This window comes from Variovorax sp. GW821-FHT09A10, assembly GCF_059418385.1.
This window is the reverse complement of sequence record NZ_JBWKPT010000007.1, coordinates 38576-54739: the sequence shown is the minus strand read 5'-3', so window position 1 is coordinate 54739 and position 16164 is coordinate 38576. Positions and strand designations below refer to the sequence as shown.

The window sequence follows — 16164 nt, the reverse complement described above, 5'->3', positions numbered from 1 at the left end:
TCAGACCACCACGGGTTCCGGCTCCAGCCGGATGCCGAAGCGCTCGTACACGCTGGTCTGGATCGCCTTGGCCAGCGTCATCACCTCGCCGCCGGTCACCGGGTTGGCCGAGCCGCCGCGGTTGACCAGCACCAGCGCCTGCTTTTCGTACACGCCGGCGTTGCCCACCGACTTGCCCTTCCAGCCGCAGGCGTCGATGAGCCAGCCGGCCGCGAGCTTGATGCTGCCGTCGTCCATCGGGTAGTGAACGATCTTGGGGTCGCGCGCGATGATGTCGGCGCACTGCTCGGGCGTGACGGTGGGGTTCTTGAAGAAGCTGCCGGCGTTGCCCAGCACGCGCCAATCGGGCAGCTTGGCGCGGCGGATGGCGCAGATCCACTCGAAGATGTCGACCGCGCTGGGCGTGAAGTTGGCGGTTTCTTCCATCTTGCGCTCGAGGTCGAGGTAGCCGACCACCGGCTTCCACGGCTTCGGCAGCCGGAAACGCACCCGCGTGATGACCGCCCGGCCCGCCAGGCCGAAGTCGTTCGGGCCGCTGCGCACGTGCTTGAAGACCGAATCGCGGTAGCCGAAGGCGCACTGCGCGGCATCGAGCGTGAAGGCGCGGCCGGTTTCGAGGTCGAAGGCGTCGAGCGAATCGAAGCGGTCCTGCAGTTCGACGCCGTACGCGCCAATGTTCTGCACCGGCGCGCCGCCCACCGTGCCGGGAATGAGCGCCAGGTTTTCCAGCCCCGGGTAGCCGCTGCGCACCATCCATTCGACGGTGTCGTGCCAGGTTTCGCCGGCGCCGGCCTCGACGATCCAGGCGCGCGGCGTCTCTTCGACCAGCCGGCGGCCCTTGATCTCGACCTTCAGCACCAGCGGCTTGACGTCGCCCGTGAGCACGATGTTGCTGCCGCCGCCGAGCACGAAACGGGGTTCGTCGCGCCAGGCGGGGTCGGCGTGCAGCGCGGCCAGGTCGGCCTCGCTGGCGATGCGCGCCAGGTGCTGCGCACGCGCGACGATGCCGAAGCTGTTGTAGGGCTGCAGCGGGACATTGGACTCCACGATCATGGGAGAATTGTCGCATTCAGTCCCCGTGCGTCCAGGAGTGCCCATGCCGTCTTTCGATACCGTCTGCGAGCCCAATCTGCCCGAAGTGAAGAATGCGGTGGAAAACACCGCCAAGGAAATCGGCACACGCTTCGATTTCAAGGGCACCGCCGCTGCCGTCGAGCTCAAGGACAAAGAGATCACCATGATCGGCGACGCCGAGTTCCAGCTCGTGCAGGTCGAAGACATCCTTCGCAGCAAGCTCACCAAGCGCAGCGTCGACGTGCGCTTTCTCGACAAGGGCGACGTCCAGAAGATGGGCGGCGACAAGGTCAAGCAGGTCATCAAGATCAAGAACGGCATCGAGACCGAGCAGGCCAAGAAGATCACCCGCATCATCAAGGACAGCAAGCTCAAGGTGCAGGCCGCGATCCAGGGCGATGCCGTGCGCATCACCGGCGCCAAGCGCGACGACCTGCAGGCCGCCATGGCCCTCATCAAGAAGGACGTGCCCGACATGCCGGTGTCCTTCAACAACTTCCGCGACTGACCCGCGCATGAAGGCGCTCCTCGTCGCGGCGCTGTGCTCGGCCGCGGCCATGGGGGCGCACGCCGCCGACTCGGTCACGCTGACCGGCTCCATCGGCAGCCGCGCCATCCTCATCGTGAACGGCGCGCCCCCCAAGACGGTGGCGGTCGGGGAGACCTTCCAGGGCGTCAAGCTGGTGTCGCTGCAGGCCGACCAGGCGGTGGTCGAATCGGCGGGCAAGCGTTTTTCGCTGCGCATGGATTCGCCCGTGAGCATCGGCCGGGGCGGCATTGCCGGCAGCGGCGGCAACCGCATCGTGCTGCAGGCCGACAGCCGGGGCCACTACATGACGCAGGGCCAGATCAACGGCCGCGCCGTCACCTTCATGCTCGATACCGGCGCAACCACCATCGCGCTGTCGGCGGTCGATGCCCAGCGCATCGGGCTCGACTACAGCAAGGGGCAGCCGGTGCAGATGCGCACGGCCAACGGCAACGCTGCGGGCTACAGGCTGCGGTTGCAGAGCGTGCGCGTGGGCGACGTCGAGGTCTACGACATCGACGCCATCGTCTCGCAGCAGCCCATGCCCTTCGTCTTGCTGGGCAACAGCTTTCTCAATCGCTTCTCGATGCGGCGCGACGCCGACGAAATGATTCTCGAGAAGCGGTACTGAGACCGCTCCCGATCCGGCCTCAGGCCTGTGCGGCCGTGACGACGATCTCGATCTTGTAAGCCGCGTTGGCCATCTTGGCCTCCACGGTCGCGCGCGGCGGCGTGTTGCCGGCCGGAATCCACGCGTCCCACACCTCGTTCATGGCGCCGATGTCGCCGATGTCGGCCAGGAAGATCTGCGTCATGAGGATGCGCGACTTGTCGCTGCCGGCCTCGGCCAGCAGGCGGTCGACCATGCCGAGCACCTGCGCGGTCTGGCCGCGGATGTCCTGCGTGGTGTCGTCGGGCACCTGGCCCGCGAGGTAGATGGTGCCGTTGTGCACCGCGGTCTCGGACAGACGCGGGCCGACGTGGAAGCGGGTGATGGATGCCATGGTGAGTTCAAGCCTTTTTCTTCGAGCCGAGTTTCGACTCCGTGCCGGCCGCGAGCCGGCGGATGTTTTCGCGGTGCCGCCAGATCAGCAGCAGACTCATGATGATGATCGCAATCAGCACCGTGCGGTCGAGTGGCCACGCAATGTTGCCACCCAGCAGGTAGTAGGCCGGCGCGAAGAACGCCGCCACCAGCGACGACAGCGACGAGTAGCGGAAGAAGATCGCGATGATCAGCCAGGTCGCGCCCGTGGCCAGCCCCAGCCAGGGCGCGATGCCCACCAGCACGCCGGCGGCCGTGGCCACGCCCTTGCCGCCCTGGAAGCCGAAGAACACCGGGTACAGGTGGCCCAGGAAGGCCGCCAGGCCGGCCAGCGCGGCCACGCCCTCGCCCAGCCCCCACTGCGCGCCGAACTGGCGGATCAGGAACACCGGCAGCCAGCCCTTCGCCGCGTCGAGCAGCAAGGTGGCCAGCGCTGCGCCCTTGTTGCCCGAGCGCAGCACGTTGGTGGCGCCGGGGTTGCCGCTGCCGTAGCTGCGCGGGTCGGCCATGCCGAGCGACTTGCTCACGATGACCGCGAACGACAGCGAACCGATCAGGTACGACGCCACGATGGCAAGGAGGGAAGGCAGATCGAAACTCAAGGCGGTCTCCGGGGAACGGATTGTTGTTGTGCGCCGCCGGCCTGCATGCCCGGCGGGAAAAAGCAAACGCCGGCTATTCTGCCAGCGCGCACTGCACGGGCTTGGCGCCCAGGAGCGTCACGCACACCTGCGGATCGATGCCCACGAGGTAGCCGCGCCGCCCGCCGTTGATCGCGATCTTCGGCAGTTCGAGCACGCTCGACTCGATGTAGACCGGCATCTCGCGCCGCGTGCCGAAGGGCGAGGTGCCGCCCACCATGTAGCCGCTGTGGCGCTGCGCCACCTCGGGCTTGCAGGGCTCGACCGACTTGGCGCCGATCTGCCGCGCGAGGTTCTTGGTCGACACCGTGCGGTTGCCGTGCATCAGCACGATCAGCGGCTTGGCGTCCTGGTCCTGCATCACCAGCGTCTTGACCACGGTGAACGGATCGAAACCCAGCACCTGCGCGCTGTGCTGGGCGCCGCCGTGCTCTAGGTACTCGTACGGATGCTCGGTGAAGGCGACCTGGTTCGCCCGCAACCACTGGGTCGCGGGCGTCTCGGAAACGTGGGCTTTCTTGCTCACTTGCTCAGATCAGGCGGCGGGGTCGCGGATGTCCAGGCGGATCTTGTCGATCTCGGCCAGCACCTCGGCCGACAGCGTGGTGCCGTAGGCGTCCAGGTCTTCGTCGAGCTGCGCCACCGAGGTCACGCCGATGATCGTGCTCGCCACCTGCCACTTGGTGTAGCAGAAGGCCAGCGCGAGCTGCGTGGGGCTCAGGCCGTGGTCGCGGGCGAGCTGGTTGTAGCGCCGCGCCGCGCGCAGCGCGTCGGGCTTGCCCCAGCGCTGCTTGCGCACCGACTCGTAGCTCGAGATGCGCGCGCCCTTGGGCGCGTCGGGGCCCTCGATGCCGCTCTGGTCGTACTTGCCCGTCAGCAGGCCGAAGGCCAGCGGCGAGTACGCCAGCAGCGACACGCCGAGCCGGTGCATGGTTTCGTCGAGCGCGTTCTCGTGCGCGCGGCTCACGAGGTTGTAGACGTTCTGCACCGACACCACGCGCGGCAGCCCGTGCTGCTCGGCCAGCCGCACGAACTCGTGCACGCCGTAGGGCGTCTCGTTCGACAGGCCGATGGTGCGCACCTTGCCCGCCTTCACCAGCTTGCCCAGCGCTTCGAGCTGGTCGTGGATCGGCGTCTGCGAGGTTTCCTTCTCGGGGTTGTAGTGGATGTTGCCGAACACCGGCACGTGGCGCTCGGGCCAGTGGATCTGGTACAGGTCGATCACGTCGGTCTGCAGGCGGCGCAGGCTGCCGTGGCACGAGGCCTCGATGTCGGCCGCCGTCATGCCCGTGCCTTCGCGCACCCAGGGCATGCCGCGCGAGGGGCCAGCCACCTTGGTCGCCAGCGTGATCTTCTGGCGCGTGCCGGGGTTGGCCGCAAACCAGTTCCCGATGATGGTTTCGGTCGCGCCGCAGGTTTCCTTGCTTGCCGGCACCGCGTACATCTCGGCCGTGTCGATGAAGTCGACGCCGCGCTCGAGCGAACGGTTCAGGACGGCGTGGGCGGTGGGCTCGTCGACCTGCTCGCCGAAAGTCATGGTGCCGAGGCAGATCGGGGTGACGTGGAGGTCGCTCTGACCGAGTGGAATCTTTTTCATGCGCGGAATGCTAGCGCGCCCGCGCGGCAGGCGCTGCCCCGGCCCCGAGAAACCGAGTGCCGCCCTGTCCTGTGGCGGACTGCGCGCGGCGCGGCCTCTCCGTATCATCGAGCGCCATATGTACCAAGCCCTCCGCCCCTCGCGCAGCGAATTCGTGCCCGTGCGCAACCTGAACTACCACGTCCGCCTCTGGGGGCAACCGTCGAGCGAGCGCCCGCCGCTGGTGCTGGTGCATGGCTGGATGGACGTGGCGGCCTCCTGGCAGTTCGTGGTCGATGCGTTGAAGGACGACCGCTTCATCATCGCCCCCGACTGGCGCGGCTTCGGCCTCACCGACGGCGGCGGGGTCGACAACTACTGGCTGCCCGACTACCTGGCCGACCTCGAATGGCTGCTCGACCACTATGCCGGCGAAGGTGACGATGCACGCCCGGTCGACCTCGTGGGCCACAGCATGGGCGGCAATGTGGCGATGCACTACGCGGGCGTGCGCCCGGCGCGCATCCGCCGCCTCGTCAACCTCGAGGGCTTCGGCATGCCCGCGCGCCAGCCCGCCGAGGCGCCCGCGCGCTACGGCCAGTGGATCGACGAGCTCAAGGGGCTGCACCGCGGCGAGAAGGCGCTCGCGGGCTATTCGGCGGTGGACGGCGTGGCGCGCCGCCTGATGAAGACCAACCCGCGCCTCACGCAGGACAAGGCCGACTGGCTGGCCGGCCACTGGTCGGCGCCGCAGGCCCAGCCCGACGGCAGCACGCGCTGGCAGATCCTCGGCGAGGCCGCGCACAAGATCGTCAACGCCAACATCTTCCGCGTCGACGAAACACTGGCGCTCTATGCGCGCATCACCGCACCGACGCTGATGGTCGAGGCCTCGGACGACAGCCTGCACAGCTGGTGGAAGGCCCGCTACACGCTCGCCGAATTCCATGAGCGCTTGAAGTCCGTGCCCTCGGTGCGCATCGAGCAGCTCGACGACGCGGGCCACATGCTGCACCACGACCAGCCGCAACGCGTGGCGCAGCTGATCGAAGACTTCCTGGCCGATTGAACTCAGCCGCAGGGCGCCGATGCGAGCCGCCTGGCGGCGCGCAGGAAGTCCTCCGGTTTCACCGTGCTCGGGTTCCAGTTGCCCGCCACCGGCACCTGGCGCTTGTGCGCGATCACCATGTGTCGCTTCGGGATCACGAGGATGTACTGGCCGTGCACGCCCCACGCCATGTACGCCCCGTTCAACGCGGAGTCCGACGGCTCTTCCAGCAGCCACCACAGGTAGCCATAGCCGAAGCCGCGCCTGGCCACGTGGGGCGGATGCATCTGCGTGGACGGGGTCGCGGGCTGCGTGATGCGCGTGACCCAGGCCGCAGGCACCAGTTGCTGCCCGCGCCAGTTGCCCTGGCGAAGCATCAGATGGCCCAGGCGCGCCATGTCCCGCGTCGACAGGAAGAACGGATAGGCCAGGTGCGCGGACTTCGCACCGTCGCCGCTGCGCTGGTGGCGGGCGAGCTCGAAATCCTCGAGCATCAGGGGCGCGGCCAGATCGTCGGCAAACGCCCGGTAGATGCTGCGACCGGTCAGTTTTTCGAAGGCGGTGCCCGCGGCGTTGAAATCCCAGTTGTTGTAGAGAAAGTAGCGGCCAGGCGCTTGCGATCCGCGCGCGGGGGCAAACGCAAGATCGTCCCCGCCATTGGCGGCTGCGTGATAGACGCCGGACCGCGCCGTGAGCAGATCGCGCAGGCGTGCCTCGCGCTCGCTGGCAAGCAGTCCGCCGACGTCATCGATGCCCAGATCGGCCAGCGTGCGATCCAGGTCGATGGTGCCGTCCGCCACGTACGTGCCGTACATCATGGACAGCAGGCTCTTGCGCACGGAGAACACGATGCTGACGGCGTCCACCGGGCCGTCGCTGAACAGCACGCGCCCGTCCTGCACCGCCATCAGGGCGGTGGTGTCCAGGGTCTTCAGGTACGCACGGGTTGCGTCGAGCTCGCGGCTGCACGCGGCGCTCAGCTGCGAACGGGGAATCGCCTCCCACGACGAGAGCGGAAAGACGGCCTCGTCTGCATGACGGGCAGCAGGCGCCGTGCATGCGCCTGCGAGCAGCAGGCAAACCGCCGCGAGGCAGGCCGCGAAGAAGCGCACCGGCTTACGTGCCGCCACCGGTCGCGCGGCGCAAGGCCGCGCGCGCCAGGAGCCGCGTCGAATCGAGCGTCGGCAGCGGCGAGTTCGCGTCGCTCATGATCAGCGGGATCTCGGTGCAGCCGAGCACCACCGCGTCGCAGCCCTCGGCGTCCTTCAGGCGCTGCATCACGCGCTGGAAGGTGGCCACGGCCTCGGGCTTGAAGATGCCGCAGACCAGCTCGTCCATGATGATCCGGCCGATCTCGGCGCGCTCGTCGACGGTGGGACGAACATATTCAAGACCGCGCGCCGAGAGCTTCTCGGGATACACCTCGCTGTCGGTCAGCCAGCGCGTGCCCGTGATGCCGATGCGGCGAAAACCCCGGCGCACGGCCTCGTCGGCCACCACCTCGGCGATGTGCAGCCAGGGCCGCGGCGAACGCGGCGCCACGTGGTCGAAGGCCTGGTGGATCGTGTTGTCGGGGCAGATCAGGAAGTCCGCGCCCGCCGCGGCGAGCTTGTGCGCAGAGCCGAGCATCAACTCGCCCACGCCCGCCAGGTCGCCCGCGTCCAGGCAACGCGTGTACTCCGCGAGCGAGGGCGTGTGCATCGACACCTCGGGGTGCGCATGCGGGCCGAGCAGCGCCGCGCCCTCGATGCAGATGGTCTTGTAGCAAAGGGCCGCGCCTTCGGCGGAGCAGCCGACGATTCCGATGTGCAGGGTCATGGGGCGCATCCTACAAAAGCCGGCGCGGTTTATCCGGCCTGCGGATATGCAAGCGCGCAAATCTTCGTTCGCGGCGCGCAGCGTGCGACCTAGAGTGCCCGACTCCCCTTGCCGTCTCCCGGAGTTGTCGCCATGCCTTCCCTTTCGCGCGCCCCCTCGTGGCTGCGCCGCCTTGCCCCGCTGTCCGGCGGGCTCGCACTGAGCCTGATGCTGCTCGCGCCCGCCCACGCGGACGACCTGCGTGTCGGCTTCATGCCGGGCCCCTACCGCGACGCCTTCACCCACGGCATCGAGCCCCAGCTGAAGAAGCTGGGCTACAGCATCAAGTACGTCGAGTTCAGCCAGGGCGTGCAGCCCAACGACGCGGTGGAGCGCGGCCAGATCGACGCCAACATCTTCCAGCACTCGCTGTACCTGAACGCCACCAACAAGCAGCAGGGCTTCGACCTCGTGCCCGTGGTGCACGTGCCGACGCCGCCCATGGGCCTGTACTCGCGCCGCCACAAGACGCTCGACGCCGTGCCCGACGGCGCCACCGTCACGCTGCCGGCCGACCCGGTGAATGCGGCGCGTGCGCTCAACATCCTCGCGGCCATCGGCTGGGTCACGCTCAAGCCGGGCGTGAGCCCGCTGAGCGTGTCGGAGCGCGACATCGCGAGCAATCCCAAGCGCCTGAAGATCGTGCCGCTGGACGCCGCGCAGGCACCGCGCTCGCTGGCCGACGCCGACCTCGCGGCCGTGCAGGGCAACTTCGCCGTGGCCTCGGGCCTGAAGCTCACCGAGGCGCTGAAGCTCGAAGACATGACGCTCCCCTACGTCAACGTGGTGGCGGTGAAGCGCAGCAACGAAAACGCGAAGTTCGCGAAGGACATCGCAGCGGCCTACCAGTCGCCCGCGTTCCAGACGTTCTTCAAGGCCAACCCCGTGTGGGCGGGCTACCGGCTGCCGGACTATTTCAACCCATGAGCAACCACAACACCACCGCGCCGCGCAGACAGCTGCACCTCAACGTCAACATCCTGCATTCGGGCTTCGTGCCTTCGGCCTGGCGCCTGCCGGAGAGCGACCCGTGGGCGTTCGCCGACATCCAGCACTACATCCGCACCGCGCAGATCGCCGAGGCCGCCAAGCTCGACGCCGTGTTCCTGGCCGACAACGCGGCCATCGTCGACCAGATCCACTTCCGCCCGATCACCGCGCTGGAGCCCACCATCCTGCTGGCCTGCGTGGCCGCCGCGACCACGCACATCGGCCTCATCGCCACCGCTTCCACCAGCTACAACGAGCCCTACAACCTCGCGCGCCGCTTCGCCACGCTCGACCACGTGAGCGCCGGCCGTGCCGGCTGGAACATGGTGACCACGGCCGACCTGCCCTCGGCGCGCAACTTCGGCCTGGACACCACGCCCGGCCATGCCAAACGCTACGCCCGCGCCTCGGAGTTCGCCGACATCGTCAAGGCGCTGTGGGACAGCTGGGAAGACGACGCCTTCGTGGGCGACAAGGCCGCCGGCCGCTTCATCGACCCGTCGAAGGTGCATGCCCTCGCGCACCGCGGCGAGCACTTCGCGGTGCAGGGCCCGCTCAACCTGCCGCGCCCGCCGCAAGGCCACCCCGTGCTGGTGCAGGCCGGCGCCTCGGCCGACGGGCGCGAGCTCGCATCGCGCCATGCCGAAGCCGTGTTCTCCGCCTCGCAATCCTTCGAAGAATCGCAGGCCTACGCACGCGCCCTCAAGACCCGCGCCGCCGAGCTGGGCCGCGGCCCCGACGCAGTGAAGGTGCTGGCCGGCCTCACCACCATCGTCGGCGCCACCGAAGCGCAGGCACTTCGCCGCCGCGACGCGCTGGTCGACCTGATCCCGTGGGACTACAGCCTCACGCGCCTGGCCGGCACGCTGGGCATCACGCCCGACCGCCTGAAGCTCGACGAGCGCCTGCCCGACGACCTGCCGCTGCCCGGCAATGGCAACGGCAACCACACCTTCTTCAACGCCGTGGTCGCGGCCGGGCGCACGCACGGCTACACGGTGCGCCAGCTGATCCGCGAACTCGCAGGCGGCGGCGGGCACCGCGTGATCGTCGGCACGCCCGAGCAGATCGCCGACGACATCGAACGCTGGTTCAAGGGCGGCGCGGCCGATGGTTTCAACCTGATGCCCGATGCGCTCCCGCATGGGCTGCAGGACTTCGTGGACGGCGTGGTGCCGATCCTGCAGAAGCGAGGCCTCTTTCGCACGGAGTACGAGGGGCGCACGCTGCGTGATCACCTGGGGTTGGCCCGGCCTGCAGGGCGGGCGGCACAGCGGCTCGCAGCCTGAAGCCGGCCTTTCACGCAGGGCGAACACCCACAGCGTGCCCTGTGCGCAGGGCATTGGGTGCTCCCCGCAGCGAAATCAAGGAGGAGCGAAGCGGGGGACATTCGCGGAGGGGAGTACCCGATGTCCTGTGCACGCGCCCTGAACAAACCCCGTCAGGCGTCCCACCACCCCTCGTCAAAGCGCCCTTGCAAGAAGGCAACAAACCCCGACACCTTCCCAGGCACCAGCTTGGGCGAAGGAAACACCGCGTGAATCTCCTGCTCAGGCAGCGCATGGTCCCCAAGGACGGCGTTCACCTTCCCCGCAGCCAGCGACTCGCTCGCCACATAGCGCGGCATCAACGCAATGCCCAAGCCGTCGCGCGCCGCAGCCAGCACCGCCGACAGATTGTTCGACCGGAAGCGCCCCGACACCGGCACCGTCACCGGATCGCCCTTGGGCGTGTGCATGCGCCAGAACTCGTCGCCCACCACGCTGCTGTAGATCAGCGCCACGTGCGCGCTCAGGTCCTGCGCGCGCTTGGGCGTGCCGTGCTTCTTCAGGTAGGCCGGCGACGCCACCATGACCCACGGATTCGCGCCCAGGTAGCGCGCCCCCAGTGACGAATCGGCCAGCTTGCCCATGCGGATCGCCACGTCGATGCCCTGCGCGATGAGGTCGACATAGCGGTCCTCGAAGCTCAGGTCGAGCTGCACCTGCGGATGCCGGCGCATGTACTCCAGCGCCAGCGGCACCACCACGCGCCGCCCGAAGGCCACCGACGTGCCCACGCGCAAGAGGCCCTGCGCCTGGTTCTGGCGCAGCTGCACGATGCTGTCGGCCTCCTCGGCGTCGCGCACGATGGTCTTGCACTTCTCGTAGTACAGCGCGCCCGGCTCCGTGAGGCTCACGCCGCGCGTGTTGCGGTTGAGCAGCCGCACCTTCAGGCGCGCCTCCGTGGCCGCGACCTGCTTGGTCACGGTGGGTTGCGTGGTGTTGAACTCGCGCGCCGCCTTCGAGAAGCTGCCGGTCTCGACCACGCGCACGAACATTTCCATTGCCAATAGACGGTCCATGGCCGGATGGTAGCCAGTTATTCCACCACGGAATAGGTTTTATGGCCCCCAGCCGTCTTCTTGGAATGCGCCCCGCTTCCTACAGTGAGGCCACCTCAAGGAGACTTTCAAATGGCAAAGATGACAGCGGTCCAGGCCGCAGTTCTGGTGATGGAAAAAGAAGGCGTCACGCAGGCCTTCGGCGTGCCGGGCGCAGCAATCAACCCGCTGTACTCGGCCCTGCGCCAGCGCGGCAGCATCTCGCACATCCTCGCGCGCCACGTCGAGGGCGCCTCGCACATGGCCGAGGGCTACACCCGCGCCGTGGCCGGCAACATCGGCGTGTGCATCGGCACCTCGGGCCCGGCGGGCACCGACATGATCACGGGCCTGTACTCGGCCTGGGCCGATTCCATTCCCATCCTGTGCATCACCGGCCAGGCACCGCGCGCCCGCCTGTACAAGGAAGACTTCCAGGCGGTCGACATCGAGTCCATCTCCAAGCCCGTCACCAAGTGGTCGGTCACCGTGCGCGAACCCGGCCAGGTGCCGCAGGTGTTCCAGCAGGCCTTCCACCTCATGCGCTCGGGCCGCCCGGGCCCCGTGCTCATCGACCTGCCCTTCGACGTGCAGATGGCGCAGATCGAGTTCGACATCGACGCCTACGAGCCGCTCAAGCCCTACAAGCCGGCCGCCACGCGCGCCCAGATCGAGAAGGCCATCGGCATGATGCAGGCGGCCGAGCGCCCGCTGATCGTGGCCGGCGGCGGCATCATCAATGCCGACGCCTCCGACCTGCTCGTGCGCTTTGCCGAAGCCACCGGCGTGCCGGTGATCCCCACGCTCATGGGCTGGGGCGCCATTCCCGACGACCACCCGCTCATGGCCGGCATGTGCGGCCTGCAGACCAGCCATCGCTACGGCAACGCCACCGTGCTCGCTTCGGACTTCGTGCTGGGCATCGGCAACCGCTGGGCCAACCGCCACACCGGCTCGGTCGACGTCTACACCAAGGGCCGCACCTTCGTGCACGTGGACATCGAGCCCACGCAGATCGGCCGCGTGTTCACACCCGACTTCGGCATCGTCTCCGACGCCAAGGCCGCGCTCGAACTCTTCGTCGAAGTGGCCGAGGAAATGAAGGCCGCGGGCAAGCTCACCGACCGTGGCGCCTGGGCCGGCGAATGCCGCGAGCGCAAGAAGACCTTGCTGCGCAAGACCAACTTCGACACCGTGCCGATGAAGCCGCAGCGCGTGTACCAGTGCATGAACAACCACCTGGAGCGCGACACCTGCTACGTGAGCACCATCGGCCTGTCGCAGATCGCGGCCGCCCAGTTCCTGCACGTGTACAACCCGCGCCACTGGATCAACTGCGGCCAGGCCGGCCCGCTGGGCTGGACCATTCCCGCCGCGCTGGGCGTGCGCGCCGCCGACCCGACACGCAAGATCGTCGCGCTCTCGGGCGACTACGACTTCCAGTTCATGATCGAAGAGCTGGCCGTGGGCGCGCAGTTCAAGCTGCCCTACCTGCACATCGTGGTCAACAACTCCTACCTCGGCCTGATCCGCCAGTCGCAACGCGGCTTCGAGATGGACTACTGCGTGCAGCTGGCCTTCGACAACATCAACGCACCGGCCGACGCCGGCATCGAAGGCAGCTACGGCGTCGATCACCTCAAGGTGGTCGAGGGCCTGGGCTGCAAGGCGATCCGCGTGCACAAGCAGGAAGAGATGGCGCCCGCCATCGCCCGCGCCGAGGCGCTCATGGCTGAGTTCCAGGTGCCGGTCGTCATCGAGGTGATGCTCGAGCGCGTGACCAACATCGCGATGGGCACCGAGATCGACGCCATCAACGAATTCGAACCGCTGGCCGAAAGCATGGCCGACGCACCCACGGCCCTCGCCGTGGCGATGCTGGATTGATCGAGGAGACAAGAGACATGCCCAAGTTCGCAGCCAATCTCACGATGCTCTTCACCGAGCTGCCGTTCATGCAACGCTTCGAGGCGGCCGCCAAGGCCGGCTTCGAGGCGGTGGAGTACCTCTTCCCCTACCCCTTCGACAAGAAGGAACTCACGGCCGCGTTGCGCGCCAACGGCCTGCAGCAGGTGCTGCACAACCTGCCGGCCGGCGACTGGGACAAGGGCGAGCGCGGCATCGCCTGCCACCCGGACCGCACCGGCGAGTTCCGCGAAGGCATCGCGCTGGCCATCGACTACGCCACGGCGCTGGGCTGCCCGCAGCTCAACTGCCTGGTCGGCAAGGTGCCGGCGGGCGTGAGCACCGACGCGGCCCACAAGACCGTGGTCGAGAACCTGCGCCTCGCAGCGCGCGAACTCGAAGCCGCGGGCCTGCGCCTGCTGATCGAGCCGATCAACACCTTCGACATCCCCGGCTTCTTTCTCACGCGCACCGACCAGGCGCTGGCGCTGATCGACGAGGTGGGCTCGGACAACCTGCGCGTGCAGTACGACATCTACCACGCACAGCGCATGGAAGGCGAGCTGGGCAACACGCTCACCAAGCAGCTGGCGCGCATCGGCCACATCCAGCTGGCCGACAACCCGGGCCGCGGCGAGCCGGGCACGGGCGAGATCAACTACCCGTGGCTGTTCCAGCACATCGATGCGCTGGGCTACGACGGCTGGATCGGCTGCGAATACAAGCCCCGCGCCACCACGGTGGAAGGCCTCGGCTGGCGCGAAGCCCTCACGAAGAAGCAATGAACGTTCACGAAGGAAACAGAGACATGACCACCGCAGCAACTGCACAAAAAATCGGATTCATCGGCCTGGGCATCATGGGCGCCCCCATGGCGGGCCACCTGCTCGACGCAGGCCACACGCTCTTCGTGAACACGCACGGCAACACGCCGGAGCCCTTCGTCTCGAAGGCCACCATCTGCGGCTCGGCTGCCGAAGTGGCGCGCAAGGCCGACATCGTCTTCATCATGGTGCCCGACACCCCTGACGTGGAAAAAGTGCTGTTCGGCGCCCCCGGCGCGGAAGGCGTGGCCGACGGCCTGAAGGGTTCGCAGGGCAAGATCGTGGTGGACTGCAGCTCCATCGACCCGATCGCCACCAAGGAATTCGCGCGCCGCATCGTGGCACTGGGCGCCGGCTACATCGACGCGCCGGTCTCGGGCGGCGAAGTGGGCGCCAAGGCCGCGAGCCTGACGATCATGTGCGGCGGCGACGAAGGCACCTTCGGCCGCGTGAAGCCGCTGCTGGACAAGATGGGCAAGAACGTGACGCTGGTGGGCGGCGCGGGCGACGGCCAGGTCTGCAAGGTGGCCAACCAGATCATCGTGGCGCTGAACATCGCCGCCGTGAGCGAAGCCCTGGTGTTCGCCTCGAAGGCCGGCGCCGACCCGGCCAAGGTGCGCCAGGCGCTGATGGGCGGCTTCGCCAGCTCGCGCATCCTCGAAGTGCACGGCGAACGCATGATCAAGCGCACCTTCGCGCCGGGTTTCCGCATCGCGCTGCACCAGAAGGACCTGAACCTGGCGATGCAAAGCGCCCGTTCGCTGGGTGTGGCCCTGCCGCAGACGGCCAATGCAGCGCAGCTGATGAACGCCTGCGCGGCGATGGGCTACGGCCAGCTGGACCACTCGGCGCTGGTGAAGGCCCTCGAAGCCCTCGCCCAGCACACCGTCGCTCCAGACTGAACTAGCTCTTTGCAGTCTCCAGGGACTCCTTCAGGTTGCGTCGGCGCCATGCCCAGGTCTTCACGGCCTGCGGCAGGATGCCGATGCACGACGCGTAGTACGTCACCTTGAAGCCCCAGAAGCGCGGCCCGATGGGCGTGTTGCGGAACAGGTCGCCCGCCAGGATGGACAACAGCGCCTCCTGCATGCGCCAGATGTTGCGCGGCGCCATGAACAGGCGGCGGATGGCGGGCGAGGTGATGCGGTAGATGAACCACGAGAACATCTTCGGCCCGTGCTTCATCACCTTCTCGTAATGGCGGAAGGCCTTCTCGGCCTCCTTCGCCTCGCCCTTGAGCCAGTGGTCGGCGCAGGCCGCGGCCTCGAAGCCGCTGTTCATCGCCAGGTACACGCCCGAGGAGAACATCGGGTCGACGAAGGCGTAGGCGTCGCCCACCATCATGAAGCGGTCGCCACGGCAGAACTTGGAGTCGTAGGCGTAGTTGCCGGTGGTGGTGGCGCCTTCCATGAGCGTGGCGTTCTTCAGCCGTGCGGCCAGCTTGGGCGCCAGCGCGATGGTCTGCATCAGGAAGTCCTCGAGCGACGCGCCCTGGCGCCGCTTGAAGTAGGCCGGCGAGGCCACGGCGCCCACGCTCACGGTGCCGTCCTTCAGCGGGATGTACCAGAACCAGCCGTGGTCGAACCAGAAGAGCGAAATGTTGCCCTCGAAGCGGCCCGGCCGGCGCTCGGCGTTGGCGAAGTGGCCGTACAGCGCCGCGCTCGCATGCTTGCGGTTGCGCTGCTTGGCGTCGAACTGGTTCGACAGCAGCGTGTCGCGCCCGCTGGCGTCGATCACGAAGCGCGGGCGCCATTCGGTCTCGGTGCCGTCGTCGGCCTTGACCTTCACCAGCGCCCGGTTGTCGGGTGTTCCCTTGCCCGCGTCCATGTCGACACCGGTGACGCGCCGGCCCTCGAAGGTGCGCGCGCCGCGTTTGCCGGCGTGGCGGAACAGCAGCTCGTCGAATTCCGAACGGCGCACGTGCACGGCATAGGGAAAGCTCTTGTCCATCGCCTGGCCGAAGTCGAAGTGGCTGGTGTGGTCGTGCCAGGGCGAGACGAATTCGGCGCCGTGCTTGCGCAGGCCGATGGCCTCGACCTCGGTGCGCACGCCGAGCCGGTCGAACAGCGGCATGTTCATCGGCAGCAAGGATTCGCCGATGTGAAAGCGCGGGTGCTGCGCCTTCTCGAGCAGCACCACGTCGTGGCCCTTGTCTGCGAGCAAGGCCGCCACCGTGGAGCCCGAAGGGCCTCCGCCGATGACCACGACATCCGGCTCGGTGCCGGTGAAAGGTCCGGGTGTCATTCGATGTCCCTCCGTGTTGTTCTGTGCTTGTGGACGTTGGTTCGCCGCACCGCCCGTGCGGCACGGATT

17 protein-coding genes are annotated in these 16164 nt (G+C 67.9%); 8 read left to right on the top strand and 9 right to left on the bottom strand.

All coding sequences use genetic code 11. The annotated features are described in order from the left end of the window. A complete protein-coding gene (murB, locus tag AC07Q9_RS23575) occupies nt 1–1053 on the bottom strand; it encodes a UDP-N-acetylmuramate dehydrogenase (protein ID WP_159273310.1) in 1053 nt (350 codons plus the stop codon). 43 nt (nt 1054–1096) lie between these two features. Between murB and AC07Q9_RS23570 the strand changes: the two genes are divergently transcribed. Beyond that, the gene (locus AC07Q9_RS23570; RefSeq protein ID WP_099791661.1) at nt 1097–1582 is read left to right on the top strand and encodes a YajQ family cyclic di-GMP-binding protein; all 486 of its coding nucleotides are present in this window, start codon (nt 1097–1099) and stop codon (nt 1580–1582) included. 7 nt (nt 1583–1589) lie between these two features. Then, a complete protein-coding gene (locus AC07Q9_RS23565; RefSeq protein WP_495311973.1) occupies nt 1590–2234 on the top strand; it encodes a retropepsin-like aspartic protease family protein in 645 nt (214 codons plus the stop codon). A gap of 19 nt (nt 2235–2253) precedes the next feature. Here AC07Q9_RS23565 and AC07Q9_RS23560 read toward each other — a convergent pair whose 3' ends face one another. The 4 genes from AC07Q9_RS23560 to AC07Q9_RS23545 all read right to left on the bottom strand — a co-directional run bounded on the left by AC07Q9_RS23560 (nt 2254) and on the right by AC07Q9_RS23545 (nt 4886). Continuing rightward, nucleotides 2254–2607, bottom strand: a complete 354-nt coding sequence (locus tag AC07Q9_RS23560) for a RidA family protein (RefSeq protein ID WP_070062404.1) — start codon at nt 2605–2607, stop codon at nt 2254–2256. Between the two features lie 7 nt (nt 2608–2614). Next, complete coding sequence (gene plsY / locus AC07Q9_RS23555) at nt 2615–3250, bottom strand: glycerol-3-phosphate 1-O-acyltransferase PlsY (protein ID WP_062469978.1); 636 nt, start codon at nt 3248–3250, stop codon at nt 2615–2617. 73 nt (nt 3251–3323) lie between these two features. Next, entirely contained in the window at nt 3324–3815 is a 492-nt protein-coding gene (locus AC07Q9_RS23550) for an aminoacyl-tRNA deacylase (protein WP_070062402.1), read from the bottom strand. A 9-nt stretch (nt 3816–3824) separates the two neighbouring features. Next, nucleotides 3825–4886 carry an aldo/keto reductase gene (locus tag AC07Q9_RS23545; protein WP_062469984.1) on the bottom strand — a complete coding sequence of 354 codons (1062 nt, stop codon included), beginning with the start codon at nt 4884–4886 and terminating at the stop codon, nt 3825–3827. A 118-nt stretch (nt 4887–5004) separates the two neighbouring features. On the opposite strand from AC07Q9_RS23545, the gene AC07Q9_RS23540 reads away from it, so the two are divergent. Next, nucleotides 5005–5934 (top strand): alpha/beta fold hydrolase, encoded by a 930-nt coding sequence (locus AC07Q9_RS23540; RefSeq protein ID WP_495311972.1) that lies wholly within the window; start codon nt 5005–5007, stop codon nt 5932–5934. 2 nt (nt 5935–5936) lie between these two features. Here the strand turns inward: AC07Q9_RS23540 and AC07Q9_RS23535 are convergent, their stop codons facing one another. Beyond that, entirely contained in the window at nt 5937–7043 is a 1107-nt protein-coding gene (locus AC07Q9_RS23535) for a serine hydrolase domain-containing protein (protein WP_495311971.1), read from the bottom strand. Beyond that, nucleotides 7030–7731 (bottom strand): aspartate/glutamate racemase family protein, encoded by a 702-nt coding sequence (locus AC07Q9_RS23530; RefSeq protein WP_495311970.1) that lies wholly within the window; start codon nt 7729–7731, stop codon nt 7030–7032. The genes AC07Q9_RS23535 and AC07Q9_RS23530 overlap by 14 nt, the downstream gene beginning before the upstream one ends. Before the next feature lie 132 nt (nt 7732–7863). On the opposite strand from AC07Q9_RS23530, the gene AC07Q9_RS23525 reads away from it, so the two are divergent. After that, nucleotides 7864–8697: a MetQ/NlpA family ABC transporter substrate-binding protein gene (locus AC07Q9_RS23525; protein WP_495311969.1), complete on the top strand. Its 834-nt coding sequence runs from the start codon at nt 7864–7866 to the stop codon at nt 8695–8697. Further along, nucleotides 8694–10049, top strand: a complete 1356-nt coding sequence (locus tag AC07Q9_RS23520) for an LLM class flavin-dependent oxidoreductase (RefSeq protein ID WP_495311968.1) — start codon at nt 8694–8696, stop codon at nt 10047–10049. The genes AC07Q9_RS23525 and AC07Q9_RS23520 overlap by 4 nt, the downstream gene beginning before the upstream one ends. 152 nt (nt 10050–10201) lie before the next feature. Here the strand turns inward: AC07Q9_RS23520 and AC07Q9_RS23515 are convergent, their stop codons facing one another. Continuing rightward, entirely contained in the window at nt 10202–11104 is a 903-nt protein-coding gene (locus tag AC07Q9_RS23515) for a LysR family transcriptional regulator (RefSeq protein WP_070062397.1), read from the bottom strand. Between the two features lie 111 nt (nt 11105–11215). On the opposite strand from AC07Q9_RS23515, the gene gcl reads away from it, so the two are divergent. From gcl to AC07Q9_RS23500, 3 genes are read left to right on the top strand one after another with little or no spacing between them, the layout of a single operon-like run. Beyond that, the gene (gene gcl / locus AC07Q9_RS23510) at nt 11216–13009 is read left to right on the top strand and encodes a glyoxylate carboligase (RefSeq protein ID WP_095746339.1); all 1794 of its coding nucleotides are present in this window, start codon (nt 11216–11218) and stop codon (nt 13007–13009) included. Nucleotides 13010–13026: 17 nt separating this feature from the next. Continuing rightward, a complete protein-coding gene (gene hyi, locus AC07Q9_RS23505; RefSeq protein WP_095746340.1) occupies nt 13027–13812 on the top strand; it encodes a hydroxypyruvate isomerase in 786 nt (261 codons plus the stop codon). A 23-nt stretch (nt 13813–13835) separates the two neighbouring features. Continuing rightward, the gene (locus AC07Q9_RS23500; RefSeq protein ID WP_495311967.1) at nt 13836–14753 is read left to right on the top strand and encodes a 2-hydroxy-3-oxopropionate reductase; all 918 of its coding nucleotides are present in this window, start codon (nt 13836–13838) and stop codon (nt 14751–14753) included. Nucleotide 14754: 1 nt separating this feature from the next. Here AC07Q9_RS23500 and AC07Q9_RS23495 read toward each other — a convergent pair whose 3' ends face one another. Next, nucleotides 14755–16095: an NAD(P)/FAD-dependent oxidoreductase gene (locus AC07Q9_RS23495; protein ID WP_495311966.1), complete on the bottom strand. Its 1341-nt coding sequence runs from the start codon at nt 16093–16095 to the stop codon at nt 14755–14757. Between the last annotated feature and the right edge of the window lie 69 nt (nt 16096–16164).

Coding starts and splice junctions, on each gene's coding strand:
- murB (WP_159273310.1), bottom strand. CDS start 1,053: ATGATCGTGGAGTCCAATGTCCCGCTGCAGCCCTACAACAGCTTCGGC.
- AC07Q9_RS23570 (WP_099791661.1), top strand. CDS start 1,097: ATGCCGTCTTTCGATACCGTCTGCGAGCCCAATCTGCCCGAAGTGAAG.
- AC07Q9_RS23565 (WP_495311973.1), top strand. CDS start 1,590: ATGAAGGCGCTCCTCGTCGCGGCGCTGTGCTCGGCCGCGGCCATGGGG.
- AC07Q9_RS23560 (WP_070062404.1), bottom strand. CDS start 2,607: ATGGCATCCATCACCCGCTTCCACGTCGGCCCGCGTCTGTCCGAGACC.
- AC07Q9_RS23545 (WP_062469984.1), bottom strand. CDS start 4,886: ATGAAAAAGATTCCACTCGGTCAGAGCGACCTCCACGTCACCCCGATC.
- AC07Q9_RS23540 (WP_495311972.1), top strand. CDS start 5,005: ATGTACCAAGCCCTCCGCCCCTCGCGCAGCGAATTCGTGCCCGTGCGC.
- AC07Q9_RS23530 (WP_495311970.1), bottom strand. CDS start 7,731: ATGACCCTGCACATCGGAATCGTCGGCTGCTCCGCCGAAGGCGCGGCC.
- AC07Q9_RS23525 (WP_495311969.1), top strand. CDS start 7,864: ATGCCTTCCCTTTCGCGCGCCCCCTCGTGGCTGCGCCGCCTTGCCCCG.
- AC07Q9_RS23520 (WP_495311968.1), top strand. CDS start 8,694: ATGAGCAACCACAACACCACCGCGCCGCGCAGACAGCTGCACCTCAAC.
- AC07Q9_RS23515 (WP_070062397.1), bottom strand. CDS start 11,104: ATGGACCGTCTATTGGCAATGGAAATGTTCGTGCGCGTGGTCGAGACC.
- gcl (WP_095746339.1), top strand. CDS start 11,216: ATGGCAAAGATGACAGCGGTCCAGGCCGCAGTTCTGGTGATGGAAAAA.
- hyi (WP_095746340.1), top strand. CDS start 13,027: ATGCCCAAGTTCGCAGCCAATCTCACGATGCTCTTCACCGAGCTGCCG.
- AC07Q9_RS23500 (WP_495311967.1), top strand. CDS start 13,836: ATGACCACCGCAGCAACTGCACAAAAAATCGGATTCATCGGCCTGGGC.
- AC07Q9_RS23495 (WP_495311966.1), bottom strand. CDS start 16,095: ATGACACCCGGACCTTTCACCGGCACCGAGCCGGATGTCGTGGTCATC.